We start from the raw sequence: 26,395 nt of genomic DNA on the forward strand, positions 1-26,395 counted from the left end.
TCTGGCTTGTGTAGTTATTGAGACTGCATCTCAATCATTACCATTGCAGCCAACTCTTGGTGTTCTGATTCTCTAAACTGCGCCAAAATAAACTGGGCAGCGGGAGGATATACTCGACCCAAACGGGCAATAGCACTGTATGAAAAATACAACAGTTCTGGATTTTCTGCTGCTCCGCGAAGCAAGTGATAGGCGCGCTCTGCCGGTAGCCGCTGAATAAGCCACTCAAGCAACGACACACTATATTGATCCATTGGCAGGCTCAGTACTTCAGCCAACGCTTCATCACTGCCAATACCAATTGCCATAGCAACTCGCACGTTATTATCTGGAAAATACAAACGATCAGGCATATGCAGTTTTACATATTCAAGCTGCTCTGGGGTTAATTGCCTAAAAGCCCGCATCACATCCAACTGTTGCGCCAATAGTAACGGATTGTTTTTTCTAAAGATCAATGACCATTGAAATTCATCTCGCAACAGTTCACTTAAATAAAGCTGTGAGCGTTCTGCAGATACTTTATTAAGAATTAAACTTCGCGCCAGAGCAGGGTAATCAAAACTAGGACGAATAACTTCATAGCCGTCGATGACTGCAGCTTCGCGCACTGTTGGTCGCTCGGAAGCCAGTTCTAGTAACCAGTTTTTTAAGGTTTGGTCTGGAATGTGATTATTTTGATGTAAATAACGCAGGCTTTCGAAAAGCAAAACCTCTCGGTCATGAGGGCGTAAATAAGGCAGTAGATCAATCACCCAAGCGGGCTGATTTTGCATTAAGGTATCAACGCTGCGCTGCAAAATCATTAGCGGCACATCTTGATAAAGTGGTTGTGAGGGCGGATTAGGACCTTGCTGCTCCGCTTGAGCAGACAGGTGAAATAATAGCCCAAGAAGTAGCAGTAAGCGTTTCATCATCCAAAACGAAACTGGCCGAATTAACGGCCAGTTTTAACTTACTTCTTCTGCGCTTTCATCGCGTCAAAGAATTCATCATTGGTTTTGGTCATAGCCAATTTATCAATTAAGAATTCCATGGCGCCAGTTTCATCCATTGGGTGGACAATTTTGCGCAAAATCCACATTTTTTGTAGTTCGTCGGCGCTAGTTAACAACTCTTCACGACGTGTGCCAGAGCGGTTAATGTCGATAGCTGGGTAAACACGTTTTTCTGCAATCTTGCGGCTTAAATGCAGTTCCATGTTACCGGTACCTTTAAACTCTTCGTAGATAACTTCGTCCATCTTTGAACCGGTATCTACAAGTGCAGTAGCAATAATAGTTAAGCTGCCACCTTCTTCTACGTTACGAGCCGCACCAAAGAAACGTTTTGGACGGTGCAATGCATTGGCGTCTACACCACCAGTTAATACCTTACCAGAAGAAGGAATTACTGTGTTGTAAGCACGCGCTAAACGAGTAATTGAATCAAGCAAGATAATCACGTCTTTCTTGTGCTCAACTAAACGCTTGGCTTTTTCAATTACCATTTCAGCCACTTGAACGTGACGGCTAGCAGGCTCATCAAAGGTAGAAGCAATCACTTCACCACGAACCAAACGTTGCATCTCGGTTACTTCTTCCGGGCGCTCATCAATTAGCAATACAATCAATTCACACTCAGGGTGGTTAAATGCCACGTTTTGCGCAATGTTTTGCAGCAACATGGTTTTACCGGCTTTTGGCGGAGCAACAATCAACCCACGTTGGCCTTTACCGATAGGTGAAGCCAAATCTAATACACGTGCAGTGATGTCTTCGGTAGCGCCATTACCACGCTCCATACGCAAGCGATCATTAGCGTGCAGCGGGGTTAAGTTTTCGAATAAGATTTTGTTACGCGAGTTTTCTGGCTTGTCGTGGTTAACGATGCCAATTTTAAGCAAAGCAAAATAACGCTCACCTTCTTTAGGTGGGCGAATCTTACCTTCTACCGTATCACCGGTACGCAAGTTAAATCGACGGATTTGACTTGGAGAAACATAAATATCGTCAGGACCAGCTAAGTAAGAGCTGTCGGCGCTACGTAAAAAGCCGAAGCCATCTTGCAAAATCTCCAGCACACCATGACCAAAAATCGCTTCGCCGCTTTTCGCGTGAGCCTTTAAGATCGAGAAGATAATGTCTTGCTTGCGTAAGCGGGCTAGATTTTCTAAGCCCATTGACTCGCCTAGCGTAATCAGTTCATGGACGGGGGTATTTTTTAGCTCAGTTAAATTCATAATGGTGAGTTTTCAATTTTTATCGAAATAGGCTGACGGCAGCATGAGTTAGGTATAGTAGAGAAGCTTACTCGACTGTTTAGTCGGCCAAGAGGTAGCCTTTATTACGGGCGTAGGAAAAATTCGAAAATAAAATTAGCACTAATGTGGGGAAAGATCCAGCAAAAGCAGGCAACGAATGTCGACCTGCTCACATTGTTACTACAGGTTTTCGTCTAAAAACGCTGTTAGTTGGGCTTTTGATAGTGCACCAACCTTGGTAGCAGCTACTTTACCGTCTTTAAACAGCAGTAACGTTGGAATTCCGCGAATACCAAACTTTGGCGGTGTACCAGCATTTTGGTCGATGTTTAGCTTACCTACCACTACTTTGCCGTCGTATTCGTCAGCAACTTCGTCAAGGATAGGTGCAATCATTTTACAAGGTCCACACCATTCAGCCCAGAAATCAACTAGTACTGGTGTGCTTGAGTTTAGTACGTCTGCCTCGAAGCTGTCATCGCTCAGCTGAACTAATTTATCGCTCATTTAATACTCCAAAATTCTATGTTATCTGTCTCGATAATTTCATGACTATTTGAAATGATCCGACCAATGAATGCAAGCCTAAGCTCATTCCAAGGGAATCTAAGCTACTACCAATTAACATAAGTGCTAGCTAATCACCCCTATGTTGGTTTTGCTCACAAAATCTCGCTAGTAAATAAAGAAAGGCAATAGACCGATATAATTACAAGTAACTAGGGTCTGCTGCGGATTCATCCATGGGAAATAACTGCAAATTCTCAGCGCTTAGATCACAGCCGCAAACAACTCAACACATTTACCAAGAATGGGTGCTGGTAGTGCCACTTAGCTGTGATATGCTTACGCAATGAGCAAAACACATTTAACAGAACTCCGATTTGCCGAGTTAGGACTGCAAGATAAGGTATTAACCGCCTTAGAGCAGCACGGCTATCACAATTGCACCCCAATCCAAGCGCAAAGCCTCCCAATCTTAACCACTGGTAAAGATATTGCGGGCCAAGCTCAGACCGGTACGGGGAAAACTCTAGCCTTTTTAGTTGCTACGTTTAATCATTTGCTAACCACAGCAGTGCCCGAAACGCGCCAACAAAATCAACCGCGTGCGATTATTCTCGCACCAACTCGCGAATTAGCTATTCAAATCCATAACGATGCTCGCTTACTTGCTAAAGCAACGGGTCTCAAGTTGGGTTTGGTCTATGGCGGCGAAGGTTATGCCAGTCAGCGTGCCACTTTAGATGAAGGTGTAGACATTCTTATCGGTACAACCGGGCGAATGATCGACTACTTCAAACAAGGTGCATTTAGCTTAAATGCCGTGCAAGCCATGGTATTAGATGAAGCTGATCGCATGTTCGACCTTGGTTTCATTAAAGACATTCGTTATTTAATGCGCCGCATGCCAGAGCCAAAAGCGCGTTTAAACATGCTGTTCTCAGCCACGCTTTCTTTTAAGGTAAAAGAATTAGCGTTTGAGCATATGAACGAACCGGAACACGTTATTGTAGAGCCCGAACAAATGACCGGCGCTCGCATTCAAGAAGAACTGTTTTACCCGTCTAACGACGACAAAATGGCCTTGTTGCAAACTCTAATAGAAGAAGAGTGGCCAGAACGCGCCATAATTTTTGCTAATACTAAACACCGTTGTGAAGACATTTGGGGCCACTTAAGTGCCGACAAACATCGCGTTGGTTTGCTAACCGGTGATATACCGCAGCGTAAGCGAGTGCAAATACTTGAACAGTTCACCGAAGGTAAACTTGACGTATTAGTCGCTACCGATGTTGCAGCCCGAGGCTTGCACATTCCGTCGGTAACTCATGTTTTCAACTATGACTTACCAGACGATGCCGAAGATTACGTGCACCGTATTGGCCGAACAGGTCGTGCTGGCGCAAGTGGCCATGCCATCAGCCTTGCCTGTGAAGAATACGTATTTAACTTACCTGCCATTGAAGAGTACATTAAGCACCCAGTGCCGGTAAGCCAATATGATACCGAGGCGCTAATGCGTGATTTACCCAAGGCAACGCGAGTCCATCGCACCAAAGGTAATAATAGCCGTGGCGGTAACCGCAAAAATAGTCGCGGTAATAGCGGTCACTCTAACCAGCGACGCCAGCGTCACTAAGCAGTAGATTCAAGGAACAGCGTGTCTAAAGTTTCACCCCTATATGCAGCCATTGATTTAGGTTCCAACAGCTTCCACATGTTAATTGTGCGGGAGCTGAGTGGAAGCGTGCAAACCATTGCCAAGGTGAAGAGAAAAGTGCGCTTAGCCGCAGGCTTAGATGCCAACGACAAGCTTGATCACGCATCCATGGTGCGTGGTTGGCAATGTTTGAGCTTGTTTGCCGAACAGCTAAGAGACATACCAGAAGCTCAAATTAAAATTGTCGCCACAGCTACTTTGCGTCGCGCGACTAATGCTGATGAGTTTTTGCTGCAAGCCGAAAAAATTCTCAACCACAAGATCCATATCATTAGCGGCGAAACCGAAGCTAAAATTATTTACCGTGGCGTGGCACATACCAGCAGCGGCAGTGGTAAGCGTTTAGTCATTGATATTGGCGGTGCCAGTACCGAGCTAGTTGTCGGCGAGCAAAGCGAAGCCTTGCTACTGAACAGCCTAGATATGGGCTGTGTTACTTGGTTAAAACGTTTCTTCCAACAAGAGCTCAGCGAAACCAACTTTGAGTTAGCCATTGATGCAGCTAAAGAAGTAATCTCCCCAGTACTTAGCGATTATCGCCGTCTAGGTTGGCAAAGCAGCGTGGGTGCTTCAGGTACTATTCAAGCACTGTTAGAAATTGTTACCGCTCAAGGTCTTGATGAACGTATTACTTACCAAAAACTAAAGGCAATTCAACGACAAGTGGTTGCTTGCGGCACGCTTGAAAAGCTTGATATTAAAGGTTTGCTAGAAGAGCGAAAACCGGTATTTGCATCTGGTTTAGCGATATTAATTGCGCTATTCGAAAGCCTGCAAATCGAGTCGCTTTCCTTGGCCGGTGGTGCCTTACGTGAAGGACTGGTATATGGCCTACTTAGCCAAAAAGATACCAGCAGTGTAAGAGCTCGCACCGTGGAAAGCTTTGTAAAACGTCATCGCATCGACAATCAACACGCCGAACGCGTAGCAAACTGCGCCTTAACGATGGCGCAACAAGTAACACCCAAGCTTAGTGATCGCGCTTTAAGCCTGTTGAAGTGGGCAGCCATGTTCCATGAGGTAGGTTTAAATATTGAGTTTAAGAAAGCGCCCCAACACGCCGCATATATTATTGATCATTCAGATTTGCCCGGTTTTACCAGCGCACAAAAACACTTTGTTTCCTGCCTCTTGTTAAACCAGCGTGGTGATTGGCAAAGCGAACTTCTTGCTCAACAAAATGCCTTAGAAAAGCCCGAAGCTTTGGTGCTGGCTAGATTATTACGCATTGCGATTATCGTGTGCATGCGCCGCACCGAAGGGAGCGTACCTAAGATAAGCGTATTTCAAGCCGAAGAGGATTGGCGGCTATGTTTTCCACCCACCTGGAATGAACAACATCCTTTACGCGCAGCCGAACTAGAACTGGAAGCAAAAGTGCAAAGCCAAGCGGGTTATCCCTTAGAGATTATTGAAGCGCTTTGTTAAGTGCTAGTTAGGTGTTGCCAACTCAATTTTTACCCGTCGGCGATAATTAAGTAAATCAAAGTCTTCTCGCCAGTATTCTTCAATCAGCTTATCCAACAAGCCACTGTCTTCAGCCTTTTTTAAAGCATCTTCAATAATGGCCGCCAGCTCTGGCTGAGAGTTACTCACGTAAAACTGAAAATCACGCTCATACTGCAAAATTAAATAGGGCTCTATCGCTAAATAAGGGTGTTGTAGTGAGTCATTAACAATCTCGGTAAATCCTCGCGAGAAGTAGTCGATACCGCGTTTATGGTTAGCCACCATTTTGTATAAACGACGCCACTCTCCATCAACTTCAACGGTTTTTAGCTGGTTGGCTTGCCATACATCTACATCAAACCAATTTTTGCCAAAACCACCGGTTTTATCCAGCTTTTGAAAGTCTTCTAGCGTATTTACAAAACGATAAGCGTCAACCTCAGAGCGCGGCACCAACAATAGTCGGTGACCAATTAAGCCGTTGGTTAAGCCCACACGAACAGGGGTGAAATTAGGGTCTTTATCACGCTCGGCCGACGCTAACAGCCACACCAAACTTAATTGGCCATTACGTAGCATCGACTCAGCCCGCTTTTGCGGCAAATTAGATGAGGGAACATCAATCACTGGCTGGTGCCCGGCTTCAAGCAGGGCTTGCTCTAATAGTTCATGATAAAAAATGTGTGAATCATCGGAATAAGCAGGCAAACGTAACTCTACGTTAGCTGCCATTAGCGGGGCACTGAGTAGAGATAAAATAACCACAAGTTTCCACATTGCTTCTCTCCTTAGAGGCTAATGAATTCTATTGTTAGCTATAGGCTACTGTACTCATTTAACAGTAGTCCAAATCTACTCAATTCGTATTGATTAAGCAGTAAACATCACAAAAATAGCAAGCACCTGAACTTTTACCCAAACAAAGCACTGTACAGCTAGAACAAAATTCGATTTTGTTGGCTAACACTGCGCTAATATTGACCTTAGCGGGTAAGGCTGGCAAACTGCGCGCGCAAATAGACAACAATTTTGTTGCCGCTAAGAAACGTGTTACCACTGTGCTATTTAAGTCGAGGAGAATACAATGCCACAACCACAAGTTGCCATCATCATGGGGTCAAAAAGTGATTGGCCAACTATGGAAAACGCCGCCGAAGTTTTACAACAATTGGGCGTTGAATTTGAGGTTGAAGTGGTTAGTGCTCACCGCACTCCCGACAAATTAATGGAATTTTCAGCCAATGCTGCCGACCGTGGTATTAAAGTGATTATTGGTGGTGCCGGCGGTGCTGCTCACTTGCCAGGCATGGTGGCGTCTAAAACACGTTTACCAGTACTTGGTGTGCCCGTTCAAAGTAAAGCCTTAAACGGTATGGATAGCTTGTTATCGATTGCCCAAATGCCAAAAGGCGTAGCAGTTGGTACTCTTGCCATTGGCACTGCTGGTGCTTATAACGCGGGATTGTTTGCTGCACAGATTTTAGCTACCACTAACCCTGAACTAGCTGAGCGTATAGAGGCTTTCCGCAGTGCCCAAACAGAATCAGTATTAGCCCACCCAGATCCTCGCGTAGCTGAGTAGTGGTAAGCAAAATGAATAAGATTTGGATTTTAGGTGCGGGCCAATTGGGAGCAATGCTAAAACACGCAGCGCAACCATTAAACATTGAGGTTCGCCCAGTAGAAACTGACGAAACTGACACCTTTGATATCGCTACCAATGACATTATTACCGTTGAGCGCGAGCACTGGCCAGTAACGCCTGCCACCGAGCAGCTTACTCAACACTCAAGCTTTCTTAACGGCCCGGCTTTAGCTCAGCTAGCTGACCGAGCAAGCCAAAAGAAATTGCTCGACAGCTTAGGCTTAGCCACCGCCCCTTGGGTAGATGTAAAACAAGGTCACAGCGCTGAACAACTGTTTGCTGAGTTAGGCGAACGAGTATTACTAAAACAGCGCTCCGGCGGCTACGACGGCAAAGGCCAGCATTGGTTAAAGCTTAGTGGCAACGCTGAACAACGAGCCATTCCTCAAGACTGGCTAGATCATTGTATTGCGGAACAAGCGATAGGCTTCGACGAAGAAGTATCACTTATTGGTATGCGCCACGCCAACGGTGACACCGCATTCTACCCACTGGCGATTAACCAGCATCATGAAGGTATTTTATTAGCCACGGTATCACCGGTTGCGAGTAAAGCGAGCCTTCAGGGCCAGGCTGAAAATATGCTTGGTAAGCTAATGGACTCGCTAGATTACGTGGGTGTAATGACCATGGAATGCTTCCAGGTTGGCGATAAGTTGCTGATTAATGAGATAGCACCTCGCGTACACAACAGCGGCCACTGGACCCAAGCAGGCTCTAGCCTTAGTCAGTTCGAGGCACATATTCGAGCCGTGGCAGATTTGCCCCTAGTGCAACCTTTGGTTAAAACCCAAAGCGTAATGCTTAATCTGATTGGTGTTGAATACAATCATCAGTGGCTATGCGTGCCAGGAGTGGAAGTATTTTGGTATGGCAAAGACGTTCGACCAGGGCGTAAAGTTGGCCACATCAACATCAGCATTGCAGAGCGTTCACAGTTACTGGCAAGTTTAGCGAATTTAGAACCGCTGATGACGCCCGTATACGCCGACGCAATAGCTTGGTTAATTAAGCACCTAGATTAAGTAACTTGGCAATGTAACCAGGGTTACATTGCCAAACTTCCGATTAAACAGTCGCGATCTAAGCTAATTCACAGTAGTTTTACTTTTTCAGGTATACAATCGTTTTTATTTGAGTATTAACTGTAAGGAACACGGTTGCTCAACAAGATACTTAACATAGGCACCAGCAAAGGAAAGCGTCACGCCGTTCGTATGACCAATCTATTTGTGGTTATAGGCCTGCCTTTACTTGCCCTAAACGTTATTGTTCAAGCGCTTGAGCACAACATTACGGCGGTTGAATTCTGGTTGGTTAATGGCTTAGTGGTATTTGCTTACACCCTAACGCTGCTGTTTAACTGGTTAAATCAAAATGATCTAGCCCGAGCCTGGCTGTTAACGGTATTTGTTCTCGATATTACTTTGGCCTCTACCCGTTGGTTTGGTATCGAGTCCTTCATTTTCTTCCATCTTATTGTTATTTATCCAGTGGCATTTTTGCTATGGCAAGAAAAGCCGTCCATTCGCAATGCCATTTTGGCCTTAATAAGCGTGGCCTTTTTTGCGGTATTCTACTGGCCAAGCGACCCTATGTTCCCCAGTGATGTAGAGCAAAAACGAAGTTCTATGGGCTTGGTGTTTATTAACTGCGCCATTCTATTAAGTATTGTGGCCAAGCTGTTTTCTATCGATACTCAGCGCGCTCATCGCCACCTTGCTGAGCAAGCGCGCATCGACCCTCTCACCAATATCTTGAACCGCCGAGAATTAGAGCGCCAGCTTGATACTCAATGTGAGTCGGTATTAAGCATGGCAGTAATGCTGTTTGATATAGACAAATTTAAACACATTAATGACCAATACGGTCATCACACCGGTGATGATGCGCTAAAACATGTTGTAGCCTGCGTAAAACAACAACTCCCTGAAGAGGCAATGTTTGCCAGATTTGGCGGCGATGAATTTTGTATATTATGGGCCAATTGCCAGCGCCAACATGCGCAAGACTTAGCCAATATCATTGTCAAACAAGTTGCCGAAAAACCTTGCTCGGTTAACGACCAACACCTCGCCATTAGCATTAGCATGGGCATTGCCTTTGAAACCCAAAGAAAAGATTTGTCCCGTTTGTTGATTGACGCCGACAATGCCATGTATGCTGCCAAACGCAAAGGTCGTAATACCTTTGTCACCACTTGGGCACAGCCAAGCCAAGCGGTACCAGCCTAAGTTAACTCAGCGTTTCACTTAGCCCTCTCTTATTGCGTTTTAGGAGCATACCTTGAGTTATGAATGGTTAGCCTTGCTGGCCGCTGCGCTTTGGGCCTGCACCAGCTTAATCTCGGTAACCCCTAGCCGAGTGATGGGCGCTTTTGCCTATAGCCGCTGGCGCATGGGTTTAGTTAGCCTAATGCTGCTTGGTGCCGCTTTATACAATAACCAATGGCAAATGATTAGCCTGTCGCAAGCGGGATTGTTTGCTTTGTCGGGCTTTATTGGCGTATTTGTTGGCGACACCGCCTTGTTTGCCTGTATGAACCGCCTAGGACCACGCCGCGCCAGCTTGTTATTTGCCTGTCACGCCGCTTTCTCTGCCTTTTTAGGGGTATGGCTATTCAATGAAGATTTGCTTGGTTGGCCGCTATTGGGCGCTGCTTGTTTGTTCTTAGGCGTGATATTAGCTGTTAGTTTTGGTCGCCGTAGTGAACAGCACAGCTGGGAAAAGATTACCGGCTCAGTCAGCATAGCGGTTGCTTTGGGGTTAACGGCCGCACTCTGCCAAAGCCTTGGAACAGTAATGTTAAAACCGCTGATGAGCGCCCCAGAATACAGTGCTATTGACCCTGTAGCGGGCTCGGCATTACGAATGCTAAGTGCTTTTTCAGCCCACTGTTTGTTATGGCTAAGCGGTTACAAGCTTGCGCGAGCACTTAAGCCGATTAACTCAAAGCTATTTGTTATGATCGCCGCCAATGGCTTTTTAGCCATGGCAGTAGGCATGACATTGATGCTGTTTGCCCTGCGATATGGCGATGTATCAGTGGTTGCCCTGTTATCATCAACTTCACCAGTGTTGGTGCTGCCGCTGTTATGGGTAGTAACCAAGCAAGCGCCTACTCGCTCGGCCTGGCTTAGCGCCGGTTTATGTGTACTAGGCAGCGCCTTGCTAGTATTTGGTTAGGGGCTGTTGATCTTCGGTGTTGAAATTTTGTTCGAGATAAGCGGGCTTTAATCGCGGCGAGCACTTAGAAGCCTAGTGGGCTAAGCAAGAAGTGATTAACAAAGAGTAAAGTTCGCTTATCCGAACCTTTCGGGCACCATTTCTTAGCCATTTATTCAGCCTTAGCGAGTGATTATTAAGCCCACTTAACTGCACACTCACTGCCTTGCCTAAATGGCTAATAAATTGCTGCAAAAATCATCAGCAAAGATCAACAGCCCCTAGTGTTCAGGGTTAAGAAAAGCCGGCAAGTGAGCGATGCGCTGGTCAATAAAAAACACTTTTTGCTGATACAACTCAGAGCCCGTAGAGCCATAAACTTGGGCAAAACTTTGCTCACTAATGCCTTCGGCTAAATCATCTATCCGTGGGAAAAATGCCTGTTCCGAACGTGCAGAGCGCATAGCAGCCAAAAACTGTTCTGCTTTATCGAGATTCTTCGCCGATTCGGCAAACTCAATGCCAGTGCGATCAGCTGCTAGATCGGCAAAACTAAAACCACTGCCGCCCTCTAAAGAATCAAATAGCTCTTTAAACTCGCCAATTGAAGCACTAAAACCTTGCTCTGCAGCCATGCTCAAGCCCGCCGAATAGACAAAGTGCAGCAGTAAGTCTCTGCGCCCTGCAAGGGTCACGTTGTTTGGGGCGGCTTCTAGGGTCAAGTCATCAGCAAAACGTTGCGCCATCACTTTTTGAAAAGTGCCTTGGCTGAAAAAAATCGCCGTTGCCCACACTAAAGCCTGTTGCTCTTGTAGAACATCGCTTTGCTCACCACGCATTGCGACATCAAAGCTCAGCGGGTACAGATAATCATATAAAGAAATGGCTTGCTGTTCGCCATACTGCTTTCTTAACTGGCTTAGCTTTTGGTAGTAAATCGCCACTGGTAAGCTGGCTAGCTGCGGATCTTTCAATTGATTGAGGTTCTTATAAGCACCAGCGACTTTTAAACCTAAATCCTCTACTGGCTCAACCTTAAACTGCACTTGCAGCTGGCTAACGTCTACTGCTTTAATGCTAGCTAATAGCTCATCGGCTTGTAACTCTGGGAACAAACGCTCTGCCAAGCGCAGCGCTATGTGTTGCGCCATGCTGCCCGGTAAGCTTAATTGGCCTATCTTCCATTGACCAAACTGCAAGCCTTGATTTGAGGAATGTAAACTAATTTCGCTGTTTACATAGCCTTGGTAGATGCTCGTAGGCAAGGTAATACTGCCACGCAGGCGTAACTCAGATTCGGCAAACGCAGCTTCAGCATCTAAGCCACTAAAAGCTGTGGAAGATAAAGCTAACAAGCCATCTAGCTGCTGTTGGCTAAGTTGAATATCAACCGATTGCTGCCCGCCACGAAAAAGCTGCAAGTTTTGTTTAAGCCAGTCTTTAGCATCGGCAACTTGCCGAGCACTCACCGAAGGAGGAGTGAGCACAGTGGCTTGCTTAGATACCATCAACGCAAAGGCGATTAATACCACCAGAACAAGCAATAAACTAAGGCTGAGTAGGGCAAACAATATTTTCTTCATATTACAATAAAGCCCCTCGGAGGGGGCTTAGCAACTACCTATTAAGGATTTATTTAGTTTCGGCTAACCACTGCGCTACGTCTTTAGCGAAGTAAGTTAAAATGCCATCGGCACCGGCACGTTTAAAGGCAAGTAAAGATTCAAGCACTACCGGGCGCTCGGCTAACCAGCCATTCTCAATGGCGGCTTTATGCATCGCATACTCGCCACTTACTTGGTAAGCAAAGGTAGGCACTGCAAAGGCATCTTTAACTTGGCGAACCACATCCAAATAGGGCATACCTGGTTTTACCATTACCATGTCGGCGCCTTCTTCGATGTCTAAAGCCACTTCGTGTAGCGCTTCTTGACCATTGGCAGGATCCATTTGGTAAGTCTTTTTATTGCCACCTTTTAGGTTACCAGAACTACCCACTGCATCGCGGAATGGTCCGTAATAACTAGAGGCATATTTTGCTGAATAAGCCATGATCATGGTGTTGTGATAACCCGCTTCTTCTAAGGCTTCTCGAATTGCGGCAATTCTGCCGTCCATCATATCCGATGGCGCAACAACATCAGCCCCTGCGGCCGCGTGAGATAAGGCTTGTTTCACCAGAATCTCGGTGGTTATATCGTTTTGCACATAACCTTCGTCATCGATAATGCCGTCTTGGCCATGAGTGGTGAACGGGTCCAATGCCACATCGGTCATCACTCCAAGCTCAGGAAAAGCTTGTTTAAGGGTACGCACCGCTCGTTGCGCTAGGGCATCGTCGGCATAGGCTTGCTCAGCCAACAGTGACTTTTGCTCAAGTGGCGTTACCGGGAACAGAGCAATCATCGGCACACCTAAGGCCACTAATTGCTCAGCTTCTTTTAACAGCAGATCAATGCTAAAACGCTTTACACCCGGCATGGACGCAACCGTTTCTGTTTGATTTTCCCCTTCAATCACAAACATTGGGTAAATCAAATCATCAACACTTAACTGGTTTTCACTGGCTAGGCGACGAGAGAAATCATGACGGCGAATTCGACGCATGCGGGTGGCAGGGAACATTCTTGATACGCTCACTCAGCGCTCCTTAATTATGTTGCTGTTAGCATCTAGCGCTACTTTAAGCGGCTAATGCTTAGCGAGCAAGTGTATGTAACAGTTTTTCTTAACAGTTTCAGAACAGCTCAAACCCTGCCACCACAGCGAAAAAAAGCATAGATAATATGTGATTACACTCGCGTTCAAAGGAAAACGTTTCCACATTTGATTTACATTTGTTAAATTATAGATACTACATCGCCTAGTCACTGGTCGTGACGCCAGCACATCTTATAGCTAGTGTTTTCAACTTAGTCACAAGCAAAACCGTTTTCTTGGAGTATAAATGGCCACAATTAAAGACGTAGCAGCTGCCGCCGGTGTTTCTGTCGCCACCGTTTCTCGGGTGGTCAATAATGGCCCCAAAGTAAGTGCCAAAAACCGCGACCTTGTAAAAAAAGTGATGTTAGAGCTAGGCTATCGGCCTAACGCCAATGCCCGCGCTCTGGTAACCCAAACCAACCCTACTTTGGGTTTAGTGTTTAGTGAGCTAACAGACCCATTTTTTGCCACGCTAGCTGGCGGGGTAGAAAAAGTAACCCGCAACAACAATATCCAGTTATTAATCAGTAACGGCTTAGTCAGTGCAGAAAGTGAAAAGCGCGCCATTGAAACGCTTTTAGAACAGCGTTGTCAGGCCTTGGTGGTGCACTCTAAAGCCTTAAGCAATCAAGCCTTAATTGACTACGCAGCAGCCGTTCCAGCTTTAGTGTTAATTAACCGCTATATCCCAGAAATAGCTCACCGCTGTGTATGGTTAGACAACCAAGCCGGCGGAGAAGCAGCCGCTCGCCACTTGTTATCATTAGGCCACAAAAACATTGCCTGCATAACAAGTAGCTACGACATCGAAGATCCACGCTTGCGTTTAGAAGGTGTTAAGTCGGTATTGAGTGAAGAAGGCATGCCCTTAGCTGAACATGCCATTGCCTCATCTGATCCTAATGAAATTGGCGGCGAGATTGCGGCGCAAAACCTATTAGCGCGCGGCTTAGATTTTACCGCCCTAATTGTTTACAACGATTCCATGGCGTCTGGCGCCATCACCGTACTTTGCGACAACGGCTATCGAGTACCCGAAGATGTATCGGTAATTGGCTTTGATGACGTATTACTCTCTCGCTACTTGCGCCCTAAACTCACCACCATGCGTTACCCTATTGAGATGATGGCGATGGAAGCCGCCGAGATGTCTTTAGCCTTGGCTAGTGGCGAAAGTGTTGCGCCTATTCATAAATACGTGCCTACGCTGGTAAAACGTGATTCGGTAAGCCAACCTAAAGACTAAGCAAGCTAAATACCTAATTTGTCTCGCAGGTTGTAATACACCGCACCCAGTGCGGTGAATGGCACCTGTAAATGCCGTCCTCCCGGGAAACGATAGTGATTAAGTGAAGCAAATACATCAAAACGCTGCGCTTGGTCACTAAGCACTTCGGCTAACAGCTTACCGGCCAAATGAGTACAGGTTAAACCATGGCCGCTGTACCCCTGCAAGTAATAAATGTTGCCATCGAGCCTGCCAAACTGAGGCATTCTCGAGTATGTAAGCAAGAAGTTTCCGGTCCAAGCGTAATCAATCGCGGTCCCTTTTAGTTGCGGGAACAGGGCCTCGAATTTAGGCCTGATTTGCTTTTCTATGGACGCCAAAGGCTTAGCGCCATAAACCACTCCTCCACCAAATAATAAACGTTTATCCGCGGTCAAACGGTAGTAATCAAGCAAGTAGTTACAATCTTCCACACAGTAGTTTTTTGGTAATAGTTGCTGACACAGCTCATCACTTAAAGGCTCGGTGGCTATTACTTGGGTGCCGCAGCGTATCGCCTTATCGCTCAGCTTTGGCTCAAGCTCACCCAAGTAGGCATTTCCGGCAAACAGTAGATAGTTGGCAGTAACGCTGCCATGTTCGGTAGTGACTTTGACAGGCTCACCCGCTTGGTAACTTAACACTGCCGATTGCTCATAAATCTCACCACCTAAACCAAGTACCGCTTCGGCTTCACCTAGAGCAAGATTAAGCGGATGAATATGCCCACCTTGCATGTCCAATAAGCCACCTTGGTAGGCAGTGGTACCTACTATTTGTTCTAACTCCGCTTTATCTAACAATTGCAATTGGTGATTGCCAAAACGCTCCCAATTGGCTTTTTGTTCCCGTAGGCCTTTAAACTGCTTAGGGTTGTTGGCGGCAAAAACACCACCGGCTTGGTAGTCACACTCAATATTATATTGGGCGATGCGAGAACGGATGATTTCTCCGCCCTCAAAGATCATTTCATTCAAGGCTTGGGCAGTATTTTTGTCATAGCGCTGCTCAATTACGTCCACATCACGACTATAACTGTTAACCACTTGTCCGCCATTGCGCCCAGTTGCGCCAAAGCCCACCTTGGCACTCTCTAACACCACCACATGGAAGCCTTTCTCGGCGAGGTGCAAGGCCGAAGACAAACCACTAAAACCAGCACCAATAATGCAAACATCACAACGAATATCTTGATTTAACTGAGGAAACTCTCGCTGGTTATTTGTGCTGGCAGCGTAATAAGACGATGTGTGTTGTTGCATGGTGCTCTCCAATGGTCTGTAAACCCTAGTAACTGCTACGCGGCACGGCGTTTTGCTGCTGCCACAAATTGGCTAAAAATGGCTTGTGATACCTTATTTTCGCTGGCTTGCCACTCGGGATGCCATTGCACAGCATAGAAAAATGGGTGTTCAGCAAGCCGAAATGCTTCTACCAAACCATCCTCTGCTTGCGCCTCAACCAACAAAGGCTCAGCGAGCCGATCAATGCCTTGATTATGTAAGGAGTTAACCTGAATCGTATCGCTATCTAACCAATCACCCAGCCAGCTGTCTTTAGCAAGCTGCAAAGAGTGCTGATCAGCATACTTTTTAGTGAAGTCTTCGGTATCGGGCTCTCGGTGTTCTACACAACCACCAAGTTGATAGACTTTGTGATGCAGGCTGCCACCTAGGGCGACATTCATCTCCTGAAAGCCGCGACAAATTCCCAAAACAGGTAAGCCATGCTGTTTAGAATATGCAACAATAGAAAATGCAAGACTATCGCGCCCTCGATCTAAGCGCGGCTCTAAATGCGTAGCGCCATATAACTCGGGGTGCACGTTAGAATGGCTACCGGTAAATAATACTCCATCTAGGCCATCTAATACCCGTTGCAAACTTCTCCCTTTTAGCTGGTGAGTCAGTAATACCGGGGCTGCGTCATAGCTTACCAAAGCGTTCAAGTAAAACTCATTAACACTTTGCACCTGATATAAACCTTGCGGTTTATGACAAGTAATAACGCCAATGAGAGCTTGTTTATGTTCCATATCCTCTGCAAAACCTCGTCAAAATTTAGCAAATTTAATTAAAGCTAAATTGGCATACAAAAGACTAAATGTAAAATATATTTAACATTTGTTATTTGGAGTCGAAGGATAAAAGCTAGATAATTCCGAAGATAAAAGAGATTTTAAGACAATATGCTGAGCTTTCTGCTTCAAGCTAACTAGAAATGAACGCTTTTACTAAACAGTAGACGGAAGGCATAACGCAACCACACAACAACAAAGACCAGATTAAAGGTAAATCAATAGCAGCTAAGGCGCATAATCGGTAAAATCGCCCAGCAGTTTTCATTGGAGTATGGGGCAAATCCTCAGTCATGGCAGAACAAGTAAGCATCAAAATACATTTCAACTCATCCGCAGACCAAGCGGCGACTATAGATAAAGTTCCCGCGCCAAAGCCACCCTTTGACTTACGCAAAGTTTTTGCCGCATTGATAGTGCTTGCCTTAGTTATATTCGCTTTGCTGCATTTAATGTGGCCAGCTAACGCAGAACCTACAGCCGAGTTGAATGCCACTACAAACCAACAAGCCAGCCAAGTTGAAAACAATTCCGATAAGGCAGAGTTACCAGCCTTGGAAGCCTCAACTGAGCAATCTCATGCCGAACAATTTGAAGAACTTACAGCTGAAAGCTCGCCTATAGCAGCTACAGAAGAGCAACAGCTGCAGCCCTCTAAAGCGGAACAGCCAGTTAATGAGCCAGTAGCTGCTGTAACAAAGAACACCCCAGAAACAAACCAAGCTCAGCCGGAAACCGATACTGCACAAGCTAAGCAGCAAGCTGATGACTTAGCCAACACCACTCCCAGCACTTCAGAACAAGCAGAGCTTGCTAACGAGCAAATAAGCACACCTGTCGCTCAAGCTAATGTTGTCGTAGAGCCAGCAGCAAGCAAGGTTGAAACAGCAACTAATGAAGAGGCCATTGCGGCCGAAAATGTTGATAGGGAGCTTGCTCACAGCGCTGAGCAAACCAATAAGGCATCGAGCCAAGTCGCTCGAGCCCAGCTAAGTTCTGCCATTAGCCAACGAGAGCCAGTGGATAACTTAACTCGGGTTGAGCTCAGTCAAATTCAGCAGGTTTATTTGTTTATGGAGTTGCGTGAGATGCAAGGTCAAAGCATTCAAGTAAACTGGTATCGCCAGCAACAACTTCAGGCATCGGTTGATTTAGACATTGGTGGCTCACGCTGGCGCACCAATGCCAGCAAACGCTTTGACTTAAACAGTCGCGGCGACTGGCAAGTCGCGATATACAATCAACAGCAAGTACGCATTTTTGAACAAAACTTTACTGTGAAATAAACCAATAGGCTTGCAGTGACACTACGCAATGGTAAATTGATTAAGTGGCTTAGTTGCTTTCAATTAATTAAAGATATGCAGGTGACGTTATGGAACTTGAGTTAATTCGCAGCGCGTTAGGCTGGGGAGCCATTATCAATATTGCGGTATTGCTGTATTGGTTTGCTTTTCTAACCCTAGCTCACGACTGGACCTACAAACTGCACTCTAAATGGTTCAACCTTAGCGTAGAGAAGTTCGACCGCTTTCATTACCTAGGCTTGGCACTGTATAAAACCGCCATTATTGCGTTTTACGTAGTGCCATATATCGCCCTAGGTATTGTGTTAGATTAATCGGTATACAACACGATCGACTCAGGTTCGCTGATTGAATAGCCAGCGGTGGCTACCCCTTCAACAGTTTGAACTTGAGTATTGATGGTTCCTTCAACCCAAACTGGTTCCCATAGGTCTTCTAGCTGTAAACCTTTTGAGTGAGTAACATAAACAATTTGGTTTGGCGGTGGTGGTGGATAATGCAAACAAGCACCAAAGTACGGCACCAATAAAAACTCCTTCACCAACTCCCCTTCGGTATCCAGCGGCACTACAAAGCCCGGAATACGGATTGGCTTGCCGTCCAACTCTTTATTTACGCTCACATTGAGATTTTGCTGACCCGCTTGGTCCAACGGTATGTTGTGATCAATTTCAGGCATCGGCATGTTGCGTTCGTTTTCTGGCAGCAACTCGTTCCAAACGTCTACGCCATTGGCCTGTAAGTTCATGCTAACCAGCAATAAACCCACTACGTAATAAGCTAGTTTCATGTTTTACCCTTACTAAATTTTTATGCTCATGCCATCGCTAAGCGAATAACGATAAGCGCGCCAAGCAGGTAGTACGCCAGCTAAAAAGCCCACCACAACTACGGCCAGCAATAAGTAGCATTGCTCTACAGTAGGCCAGTTTAACACTAAATAGAAACCAAACTGATTAAGCAGTATCGGTTTCGCTGCCCCCAAAATTAGATACATGCTGGCTAAACCAAGCAAAGCGCCTAACGCACTCAATAACAAGGCTTCAATCAGTAACAAACCAAAGATATGTCGCGGTTTAGCCCCTACCGAGCGCAAAATTGCCATCTCTCTACGGCGTTCTTTTAAGCTCACCATCAAGGTGCTTAACATGCTCATTAAGCCAGTGATAACCACACAAATGGATACCGCTAACAGAGCACTTTCGGCAATGCTTAAAATGCCCCACAGCTCTTGCAAAGCCACGCCTGGCAATATCGCTAACAGCGCTTCATTTTTGTATTGATTAATCTGCCGCTGCAAATTAAAAATTTGTAAGCGTGATTGTGTACCCAGCATCATTGCGGTGATGCTTGAAGGCGTTAACTGAGCCTCGGTAAATGGCTGTGTTTGCGGCGGCAGGTGAATCGCTTCGATGCCAGCAAGCGAGGTAATCACCGTTCGGTCTACTGGCGTACCAGTAGGTTTTAAAATGCCGCTCACTTCAAAAGGGAACTGGTCATGATTAACAAAACTTACTGCTGCAATTCCGTGTGCCACTACAATTTTGTCACCCAGTTTATAACCCAACTTACGGGCAACTTCGGCGCCTAATACCACTTCAAAGGTATCGTTTAATTGCTGGCCTTGGGCAAACTCTAAAGGCTGTTTGTTGGCGTATTGATAATGTTCAAAAAAGCTGTTGGTGGTGCCCATTACCCGATAGCCGCGATGCGAATCCCCCAAGGAAATAGGGATCGACCATTTTACCGACGACTGACCTGCAATTTCTTGGTAACTGTCCCAGCTAATATTATTGGTGGCATTACCAATGCGAAATACCGAATAAAGCAGTAATTGAGTAGGGCCACTGCGTGCACCCACAATTAAATCGGTGCCAGAAATGGTTGAGGCAAAACTCGATTTAGCTTGTGTACGCAGATTTTCCACACCTAGCAATAGGGCCACACTAAGGGCGATGGTCAATAAACTAAGTAATGCGGTACCACGCCTAGCCCACAAACTATGCCAAGCCAATTTAAGCAAGCTCATGTTGACCTCCCAAATTAAGTGCTGGCAAATCAACCACCTGATGGAAACGATTAGCTAGCTCTTGATCGTGACTCACCAATAACAAGCTGCTATCACAGTGCTCTAACTCAGACATCAACAGGTTCATAAAATGTTCGCGATTGGTTTTATCCAACGCTGAGGTGGGTTCATCGGCAATAATTAACTCTGGAGAGCCGATCATTGCGCGAGCCGCAGCCACCCGCTGTTGTTGGCCAATGCTCAACTGGCCAACTGGCTGATTAAGCTGCTTATCAGGCAACTGCAGATGCGATAATAATCGACGCGCTTCATCCAATACCGACGACGAGCGGCTTAATGCTCGCTGCCGACGTAACTTAGAGAATTGACAAGCCAAAGCGACATTCTCGAGTACCGACAAGTAGGGCAACAGGTTGAACTGCTGAAATACGTAGCCAATATGATCAGCTCGCAATTGGTCACGTTGCGCTGCTTTTAAGCTGGCACAATCTTGTCCCATGAAACTTAACTTGCCCTGTTGCGGGCTAATCACCCCAGCAATCAAGCTGAGTAACGTAGATTTACCACAGCCACTTGGCCCATGAATAAAGGTATGGCTAGCTGCAGCAATAGTTAAATGAGGAATATGAATGGCCGGGTGTGTTTCACCCGGCCACGCAAATACCACTTCTTCTAAGGCTAATAGAGAAGCAGACTGGCTCATATTATAAGTTCACCTTGTTCTGCGCTGGTGTAACATCAAATGCTACTTGGCCGCGCTCACTAGCACCTTGTACTTGGATTTTTTCCATACGAGGGAAAAGCTTAAACAACTCTAGGTCGAAGCTTTTCAGTTCATCTAAGTGATGACAGTGGAAGTGGTAAGTTAAGCGCACATCCTCGTGGCTAGCATGAGCAGCGTGGTCGTGGTCATGATCGTCATGACCTTTGTGCTCATCGTGGGCAGCATGGTCATGATCGTCATGGCCTTTGTGCTCGTCGTGTGCAGCATGGTCATGCTCATCATGGTCTTTGTGCTCATCGTGTGCAGCATGGTCATGATCGTCGTGACCTTTGTGCTCATCGTGCGCAGCATGGTCATGATCGTCATGGCCTTTATGCTCGTCGTGCGCAGCGTGGTCATGATCGTCGTGACCTTTATGCTCGTCGTGCGCAGCATGGTCATGATCGTCATGGTCTTTATGCTCTGAATCCGCTTGGTCTAAGCTTCCCCAATGCTGAGTAACTTCTTCAAGCTCACATTCGCCACCGGCAAAGCTAAACAAACTCATGCCTTGAGCTGCTTGTTTTTTTGCGTCGTCTAATATCTTGTGCTGTTGCTCGTTTACTGGAGCATGCTCAAAACCAAGAAAATTATCGGCCGGAGAATGGATTTCAATCTCTAGCTCTTCACCACTAGCAGCAAAAAAGAGCTCGGCAACACCATGTTGGTGAGCGGACTGGGCGCTAGCTGCGCAAGAAAACAGGCCAAAAACGGCCGCATATATAGGCGTTAACTTCATTATAAGTATCCATGATTTTTAAAAAGTAAGTGACTAAATCAATCAATACCAATCTAACTAAACAGGCTAACAGCAAGGAGCAAGCGTGTTTGCTTAACGCTAACCATACTCAGCTGTATTGCGAGATTCAAACCTTGTTTAGCTAAATTAGCAGCTCATGGACGGTGGAGAACGGGCACTAGCAGCGAGCGCATGCTGGCTGGTGTATAAGTAAACAGTTCTAACAAAAGCTTGGCGACGTTTAAGCAATACAATCAGCGGTACGCTGCTTACTATCGCTGTTGCCAGCTTTTCTAAATTAAAACAGAGTTGGCAATGTAGCTCGGAGTGCTCTGGATCAAGCCGTTCAACTTGATGTTCAGCCCAAGCCAAGACAAACCAAGACACTGATAAAATCAGTATGCATGTAAGTCTCTTTTGCCAAGTCTGTAAGATCATTCTGTTTCCGATACTGCTGGTAAATTGGCTTATTCAGACAATAGTTTTATTTCGTAAGAGCCAAACTTGCGAATATTTATCACACCATTGTTAAAGATTAAATACTGGCCTTTAATTCCTTGCAGCTGCCCTTCTACCAAGGGATTTTTATCTAAGTTAAAACTGCTTATTTTGCTTGGATATTGAGCAACAGGAAAATTTAAATCAATCACTTGCTCATCGGGCAACTCACTTATGGCTTCTAAGCCAAAGCGTTCTGCTAGATCGGCCAGGGCCTCACCAATTTGTGGCAACAAACGTTCACGCTCGGCTATCAAATCTAATTCTATCGCATCGCCTTTCAACATAGCTCGCCAATTGGTTTTGTCTGCCACCAGCTTAGCTAATTCTATTTCTACCAAACCAGAAAGCTGGCGCGTGGCAACTTTAAATATTGGTAGGGCTTGAGTAGCACCTTGGTCAATCCAACGTGTTGGTATTTGGCTATGGCGAGTAATGCCCACCTTTAAGCCTGACGTGTTTGCCAAGTAAACATAATGAGGAATCATGCAATTTGCTTCTCCCCACTCTGGCTCACGACAGGTGCCTTGGGCATAGTGGCAGGTTTCAGGCTTCATAATGCACATATCGCAACTGGCCAGCTTACGCATACACACAAAACAATGGCCTTGCGAGTAACTTTTCTTGGTGGCTTTACCACAGCTTCGGCAGTTTATTTTACCGGTAAACTCAAAAGCTAAAGATTCACCGATTAGTGGATTAAGATGTAACTCTTGCTCGCCAATAGGCAAATAGTACTGAACTTGTTCGCCCAGTTCTGCTCGCATTTTTGATAGATGTCCCTGCACGGTCCGCCACTCTCTGAAGTCTTATTATGGCTGAGCAGTGTAAAGCAAAGCGGGTAACTGTCCAAGCCCACAGAAGCCATAGCATCAATAGGGATAATTATCGTCGCTGCCCAGCTCTAGCAGCATTAACTGTTTTAACTCGCCACTGCTCACCAGCATAGGTATAGTTTTATCAAAACGTGTTTGTAGATAACGCCCCCGCGGATTGGCGGAAAAGCAAAAAGTAGAGCTGTAATGCAATACGTTTTCCACCAGCACATAGTCACCAGCCAATTCTGGCTTTTGCTCTAGCAGGTGATTAATGTCTTCTTGGTAATTTAATACTGCATCCACGCGCTTATGGTGCAACAACTTTATCATTTGCTCTAAGCTTGCGTACTCACGGTAATTCACTCCTTCCGGCAAAAGGTCTTGCCAATCGTAACCAAGCTGCGAGACCACTTGCTTGCCAATGAGATCTTGCGGAGAGTGATAGTGCCCAGCCAATTCGGGGCTAGTTAGCATGTCGCTACGATCAATTTCTATTGGGAAAGTTGAACAGTTAGCACGAGTAAAATCGTCCGCTGCCCCGCCAAACACAATATCTACCTGCTGCTGATCCAGCATGGCAATACTGCGTAAATAGGGCATAAACTGAACGTTGTAGGAGTGATTGGGGAAAACCCGTTGCAGCAAACCAAAGTAATAACCGCTTTGATCTTTGTTGGAATAATTTAGCCACTCATCGGTGGCTATTTTAATACTATTGCTGTCTGCAAAAGCAGAGCAATGAAGGCAGATTAACAAAAAGCAACGAAGGCCATTCATTAGGCTAAACCCTAAAAGTGGTTCACCTTCTAAGCATAGTAAATCGGCACCAAAGGGTGCAGAAAATGTTAGTTTTTACTAAAACATCCCCTCAAGGATTCCGGTCTTTTTTGCTAAACCAACCTTAGTAATGTCGTCAGATACCCGCTCGGCACCACGTAACATAGCGTCGATCAATTCACCCGCATCAAACTTGGTTAAGGCTTCATCAGCGCCCACTTGGCTAGCCCTATCAACACTAATTTCGCTAGATAACGAGGTATGTAAAATAATGTAGGCATTAGCAACACCAGGGTCACTGCGAACTTCAAAAGTGAGTTCGTAACCATCTAGGCCCGGCATTTCAATGTCACTCACCAGCACATCAATTGGCTTACCTTGAGCCGCGGCTTGCTGCATCATTTTAAATGCAGTAGCGCCATCGCTGGCCATTTGATAGTCAATTTCTATGCTATCTAGGGCACTGGCTAATTGCTTACGGGCGGTGGCCGAATCGTCCACCAGCAAAATTTTAAGCTGCGCAAGAATCGCTTGGTCTGGCAAGCTTACCGAAACACGTACTCGGTCTTCATCATCGGGGAAAACCGTGGCAATTAGCTTTTCAATATCCAATAATTGCACCAGTTTGTCATCAACCCGAGTTACTCCGGTTACATAAGCGTCTTTGCCTAAAGAGCCCGGTGGTGGATCGATATCGCGCCAGCGACATTCGGTTATTTTTTCGATGCCACGCACTAAGAAACCGACGGTTTGGCGGCTAACATCGGTAATAATGATCGAGCAAGACTCCAGCTCTTCTTCGGCAATCGGTCGGTAACCCACGGCAGCAGCCATGTCGATCACCGAAATTGTTTGGCCACGCAACGAGGCGGAACCCAGAACATATTGGTGAGAATGCGGTAGGGCGGTAAGTCGGGTATAAGGCACAATTTCACGCACCTTTAAGGTGCCAATTGCAAATAGCTGATTTAGGGACAGCCTAAAGTGCAATAAACCTTGGGTTTGACTAGTGGCGCTACTCATGAAGCATCCTTACTCTATTTAAATAACTTTCAACGTTATACCGCTTCAGCTGGCGTGTCTAATAAATAGGCATCTTGCTGGCGAAACCGCTGACAAATTTGTTTAACTGTTTCACTACTACACGCCGCGTGTGGCTGGGTGGCAGCAACAACTACAATATCAATTGCTGGCAAGGGAGGCATTGTTTTAGCGCACAATTCTTGCAATTCGCCCTTGCTAGATCGCGCCAGAGCGGCTACGGCTAACCCTTGCGAGACCAATCCATATAGGCCACTATGATTGGCACTGGTTGCGAGCAAACGATAAGGTATGTCTGCCTTATCTAATCCATCAATCGCGCTGGCGTGAAACTTACAATCAGTTTCATATAAGGCTAATGGCATAGGCCGTAATTGACTTAAATCGCGATCTTTATGGCTTACCCAAACGCCTTGGTCATGGCGCAACAAATAACCTTCATCACTATCTGGGCTGCGAGTAAGAATGGCCAAATCAAGTTCGCCTTGATCCAAACTTTCTCTTAATTTCACACTGGGCGCAGCAGACAAGCGTAAGCACAAATTGGGAATAGTTTGCTGCAATAACTCGCACAATAAAGGTAACACCGACACACTATAATCGTCTGGACAGCCAATGCGTAAGTCCACTCTATCGTGGCTGTGCTTCAACTCTGTGACAGCTTGGTCGTGCAAGCTGATAATGCGCCGCGCATAGCTCGCTAAGGCTTGACCAGCAGGGGTTAGCACTAAACTACGGCCTTCTTTTTCAAACAAAGGGCTAACACTTTCTTGCTGCAATTTTTTCATCTGTGCACTAATTGCAGACTGGGTGCGAAAGGTTTGGCTAGCCGCTCGGGTAAAACTACCGCTTTCTACAAAAGCCACTAAGCTGCGTAAAGCATCAATGTCCATTTCAACCCATCACCATCGTTAATAGTTGCCATCAAAAATAATCGTTATTCAAACTACAAGCAACTTGTCACACTAGCCACATTACCTAAGCACAAGGATTCGCTATGATTTTGCACGACTACTTACCCTCTGGAAACGGCTACAAAATTCGCTTATTGCTTAGCCTACTGGGTCAAACCTACCAACTTAAAAGCTATGACATCGTGAAAGGAGAATCACGCACCGCGGAGTTTTTAGCATTAAACCCTAACGGCAAAATACCTGTGCTTGAATTTGACGATGGACGCTGCTTGGCAGAGTCTAATGCTGTTTTGTTTTATCTAGCCCAAGGAACACCGTTTTGGCCACAAGATGCTTGGCAACAAGCTCAAGTTATAAAATGGATGAGTTTCGAGCAATATAGCCATGAGCCAAACATTGCCAGCCCCCGATTTTGGCTTACCCACGCTGGCGTAACACCAGAGCGTCAGGCTCAGTTAGCCGATAAACAACAGCAAGGCTACGCTGCATTAGCGGTGATGGAGCAGCACCTTAGCCAACATGATTATTTTGTGGCGAACACTCTTACTATTGCTGATATTGCCTTGTATGCCTATACCCACGTAGCAGAAGAAGGCGGATTTGATTTACAGAGATTCCCAGCCGTTTTGGCTTGGTTGGAGAGAGTGGCTCAAGTAAACAACTATGTCAGCATTAACGATGATTCGGCACGAGTAAGCTAGAGCAGCAAAAAAAGACCAAGCCGACAATCGGCTTGG

General features: G+C 45.9%; 26 protein-coding genes and 1 pseudogene. 10 read left to right on the plus strand and 17 right to left on the minus strand.

Annotation, left to right across the window (positions count from 1 at the left end):
* Positions 1 to 14 precede the first annotated feature (14 nt).
* The 3 genes from OAG1_RS20635 to trxA all read right to left on the minus strand — a co-directional run bounded on the left by OAG1_RS20635 (position 15) and on the right by trxA (position 2,749).
* A complete protein-coding gene (locus OAG1_RS20635; protein ID WP_215426321.1) occupies positions 15 to 917 on the minus strand; it encodes a hypothetical protein in 903 nt (300 codons plus the stop codon).
* Between the two features lie 38 nt (positions 918 to 955).
* Entirely contained in the window at positions 956 to 2,221 is a 1,266-nt protein-coding gene (gene rho, locus OAG1_RS20640) for a transcription termination factor Rho (RefSeq protein ID WP_040306731.1), read from the minus strand.
* 201 nt (positions 2,222 to 2,422) lie between these two features.
* Complete coding sequence (gene trxA, locus OAG1_RS20645; protein WP_016400082.1) at positions 2,423 to 2,749, minus strand: thioredoxin TrxA; 327 nt, start codon at positions 2,747 to 2,749, stop codon at positions 2,423 to 2,425.
* Positions 2,750 to 3,095: 346 nt separating this feature from the next.
* Between trxA and rhlB the strand changes: the two are divergent.
* Together rhlB and gppA are read left to right on the plus strand one after the other, a co-directional pair.
* Positions 3,096 to 4,331, plus strand: a pseudogene (gene rhlB / locus OAG1_RS20650) (ATP-dependent RNA helicase RhlB); the annotation flags it as partial.
* A 75-nt stretch (positions 4,332 to 4,406) separates the two neighbouring features.
* Positions 4,407 to 5,894: a guanosine-5'-triphosphate,3'-diphosphate diphosphatase gene (gppA, locus tag OAG1_RS20655; RefSeq protein ID WP_338622569.1), complete on the plus strand. Its 1,488-nt coding sequence runs from the start codon at positions 4,407 to 4,409 to the stop codon at positions 5,892 to 5,894.
* 3 nt (positions 5,895 to 5,897) lie between these two features.
* Here gppA and OAG1_RS20660 read toward each other — a convergent pair whose 3' ends face one another.
* A complete protein-coding gene (locus OAG1_RS20660) occupies positions 5,898 to 6,692 on the minus strand; it encodes a hypothetical protein (RefSeq protein ID WP_016400086.1) in 795 nt (264 codons plus the stop codon).
* Positions 6,693 to 6,999: 307 nt separating this feature from the next.
* Between OAG1_RS20660 and purE the strand changes: the two genes are divergently transcribed.
* From purE to OAG1_RS20680, 4 genes are all read left to right on the plus strand, one after another.
* Positions 7,000 to 7,497, plus strand: a complete 498-nt coding sequence (gene purE / locus OAG1_RS20665) for a 5-(carboxyamino)imidazole ribonucleotide mutase (RefSeq protein ID WP_220719864.1) — start codon at positions 7,000 to 7,002, stop codon at positions 7,495 to 7,497.
* Between the two features lie 11 nt (positions 7,498 to 7,508).
* On the plus strand, positions 7,509 to 8,585 hold the full coding sequence (gene purK / locus OAG1_RS20670) for a 5-(carboxyamino)imidazole ribonucleotide synthase (RefSeq protein ID WP_338622575.1): 1,077 nt from the start codon (positions 7,509 to 7,511) through the stop codon (positions 8,583 to 8,585).
* A 135-nt stretch (positions 8,586 to 8,720) separates the two neighbouring features.
* Complete coding sequence (locus OAG1_RS20675) at positions 8,721 to 9,794, plus strand: GGDEF domain-containing protein (RefSeq protein ID WP_338622577.1); 1,074 nt, start codon at positions 8,721 to 8,723, stop codon at positions 9,792 to 9,794.
* Between the two features lie 52 nt (positions 9,795 to 9,846).
* Positions 9,847 to 10,746, plus strand: a complete 900-nt coding sequence (locus tag OAG1_RS20680; protein ID WP_338622579.1) for a DMT family transporter — start codon at positions 9,847 to 9,849, stop codon at positions 10,744 to 10,746.
* Positions 10,747 to 11,006: 260 nt separating this feature from the next.
* On the opposite strand, the gene OAG1_RS20685 is transcribed toward OAG1_RS20680, so the two are convergent.
* Both OAG1_RS20685 and hemB read right to left on the minus strand, forming a co-directional pair.
* The gene (locus tag OAG1_RS20685) at positions 11,007 to 12,308 is read right to left on the minus strand and encodes a hypothetical protein (protein ID WP_338622581.1); all 1,302 of its coding nucleotides are present in this window, start codon (positions 12,306 to 12,308) and stop codon (positions 11,007 to 11,009) included.
* Positions 12,309 to 12,357: 49 nt separating this feature from the next.
* Positions 12,358 to 13,350 carry a porphobilinogen synthase gene (gene hemB / locus OAG1_RS20690; RefSeq protein WP_338626451.1) on the minus strand — a complete coding sequence of 331 codons (993 nt, stop codon included), beginning with the start codon at positions 13,348 to 13,350 and terminating at the stop codon, positions 12,358 to 12,360.
* A 322-nt stretch (positions 13,351 to 13,672) separates the two neighbouring features.
* Here hemB and OAG1_RS20695 point away from each other — a divergent pair, with 322 nt between their 5' ends.
* On the plus strand, positions 13,673 to 14,674 hold the full coding sequence (locus OAG1_RS20695) for a substrate-binding domain-containing protein (protein WP_338622583.1): 1,002 nt from the start codon (positions 13,673 to 13,675) through the stop codon (positions 14,672 to 14,674).
* Between the two features lie 5 nt (positions 14,675 to 14,679).
* Here the strand turns inward: OAG1_RS20695 and OAG1_RS20700 are convergent, their stop codons facing one another.
* Both OAG1_RS20700 and OAG1_RS20705 read right to left on the minus strand, forming a co-directional pair.
* Entirely contained in the window at positions 14,680 to 15,957 is a 1,278-nt protein-coding gene (locus OAG1_RS20700; protein WP_338622585.1) for an FAD-binding oxidoreductase, read from the minus strand.
* A 35-nt stretch (positions 15,958 to 15,992) separates the two neighbouring features.
* Positions 15,993 to 16,730: a gamma-glutamyl-gamma-aminobutyrate hydrolase family protein gene (locus OAG1_RS20705; protein ID WP_338622587.1), complete on the minus strand. Its 738-nt coding sequence runs from the start codon at positions 16,728 to 16,730 to the stop codon at positions 15,993 to 15,995.
* Between the two features lie 335 nt (positions 16,731 to 17,065).
* Here OAG1_RS20705 and OAG1_RS20710 point away from each other — a divergent pair, with 335 nt between their 5' ends.
* Complete coding sequence (locus tag OAG1_RS20710; protein ID WP_338622589.1) at positions 17,066 to 18,058, plus strand: DUF2914 domain-containing protein; 993 nt, start codon at positions 17,066 to 17,068, stop codon at positions 18,056 to 18,058.
* Positions 18,059 to 18,147: 89 nt separating this feature from the next.
* Positions 18,148 to 18,393: a DUF6868 family protein gene (locus OAG1_RS20715; RefSeq protein WP_016400099.1), complete on the plus strand. Its 246-nt coding sequence runs from the start codon at positions 18,148 to 18,150 to the stop codon at positions 18,391 to 18,393.
* Here the strand turns inward: OAG1_RS20715 and OAG1_RS20720 are convergent.
* The 9 genes from OAG1_RS20720 to OAG1_RS20760 form a co-directional block, all read right to left on the minus strand.
* Positions 18,390 to 18,869, minus strand: a complete 480-nt coding sequence (locus OAG1_RS20720) for a DUF3299 domain-containing protein (protein WP_016400100.1) — start codon at positions 18,867 to 18,869, stop codon at positions 18,390 to 18,392. The two genes, OAG1_RS20715 and OAG1_RS20720, sit on opposite strands and share 4 nt — an antisense overlap.
* 12 nt (positions 18,870 to 18,881) lie before the next feature.
* Positions 18,882 to 20,108 carry an ABC transporter permease gene (locus OAG1_RS20725; RefSeq protein WP_338622592.1) on the minus strand — a complete coding sequence of 409 codons (1,227 nt, stop codon included), beginning with the start codon at positions 20,106 to 20,108 and terminating at the stop codon, positions 18,882 to 18,884.
* A complete protein-coding gene (locus tag OAG1_RS20730) occupies positions 20,095 to 20,811 on the minus strand; it encodes an ABC transporter ATP-binding protein (RefSeq protein WP_016400102.1) in 717 nt (238 codons plus the stop codon). The genes OAG1_RS20725 and OAG1_RS20730 overlap by 14 nt, the downstream gene beginning before the upstream one ends.
* A 1-nt stretch (position 20,812) precedes the next feature.
* Complete coding sequence (locus OAG1_RS20735; protein WP_338622595.1) at positions 20,813 to 21,610, minus strand: DUF2796 domain-containing protein; 798 nt, start codon at positions 21,608 to 21,610, stop codon at positions 20,813 to 20,815.
* 147 nt (positions 21,611 to 21,757) lie between these two features.
* Positions 21,758 to 21,997: a DUF2607 family protein gene (locus OAG1_RS20740; RefSeq protein ID WP_194164211.1), complete on the minus strand. Its 240-nt coding sequence runs from the start codon at positions 21,995 to 21,997 to the stop codon at positions 21,758 to 21,760.
* A gap of 80 nt (positions 21,998 to 22,077) precedes the next feature.
* On the minus strand, positions 22,078 to 22,896 hold the full coding sequence (locus tag OAG1_RS20745) for a DUF2797 domain-containing protein (RefSeq protein ID WP_338622600.1): 819 nt from the start codon (positions 22,894 to 22,896) through the stop codon (positions 22,078 to 22,080).
* An 84-nt stretch (positions 22,897 to 22,980) separates the two neighbouring features.
* A complete protein-coding gene (locus OAG1_RS20750) occupies positions 22,981 to 23,703 on the minus strand; it encodes a transporter substrate-binding domain-containing protein (RefSeq protein ID WP_338622602.1) in 723 nt (240 codons plus the stop codon).
* A gap of 78 nt (positions 23,704 to 23,781) precedes the next feature.
* Positions 23,782 to 24,726 carry a chemotaxis protein gene (locus OAG1_RS20755; RefSeq protein WP_152785366.1) on the minus strand — a complete coding sequence of 315 codons (945 nt, stop codon included), beginning with the start codon at positions 24,724 to 24,726 and terminating at the stop codon, positions 23,782 to 23,784.
* A gap of 35 nt (positions 24,727 to 24,761) precedes the next feature.
* Positions 24,762 to 25,637: a LysR substrate-binding domain-containing protein gene (locus OAG1_RS20760; protein WP_338622605.1), complete on the minus strand. Its 876-nt coding sequence runs from the start codon at positions 25,635 to 25,637 to the stop codon at positions 24,762 to 24,764.
* Positions 25,638 to 25,741: 104 nt separating this feature from the next.
* On the opposite strand from OAG1_RS20760, the gene OAG1_RS20765 reads away from it, so the two are divergent.
* The gene (locus OAG1_RS20765; RefSeq protein ID WP_338622607.1) at positions 25,742 to 26,359 is read left to right on the plus strand and encodes a glutathione S-transferase family protein; all 618 of its coding nucleotides are present in this window, start codon (positions 25,742 to 25,744) and stop codon (positions 26,357 to 26,359) included.
* Positions 26,360 to 26,395: the final 36 nt, after the last annotated feature.

This window comes from Agarivorans sp. OAG1 (assembly GCF_037076485.1).
GTDB lineage: Bacteria > Pseudomonadota > Gammaproteobacteria > Enterobacterales > Celerinatantimonadaceae > Agarivorans > Agarivorans albus.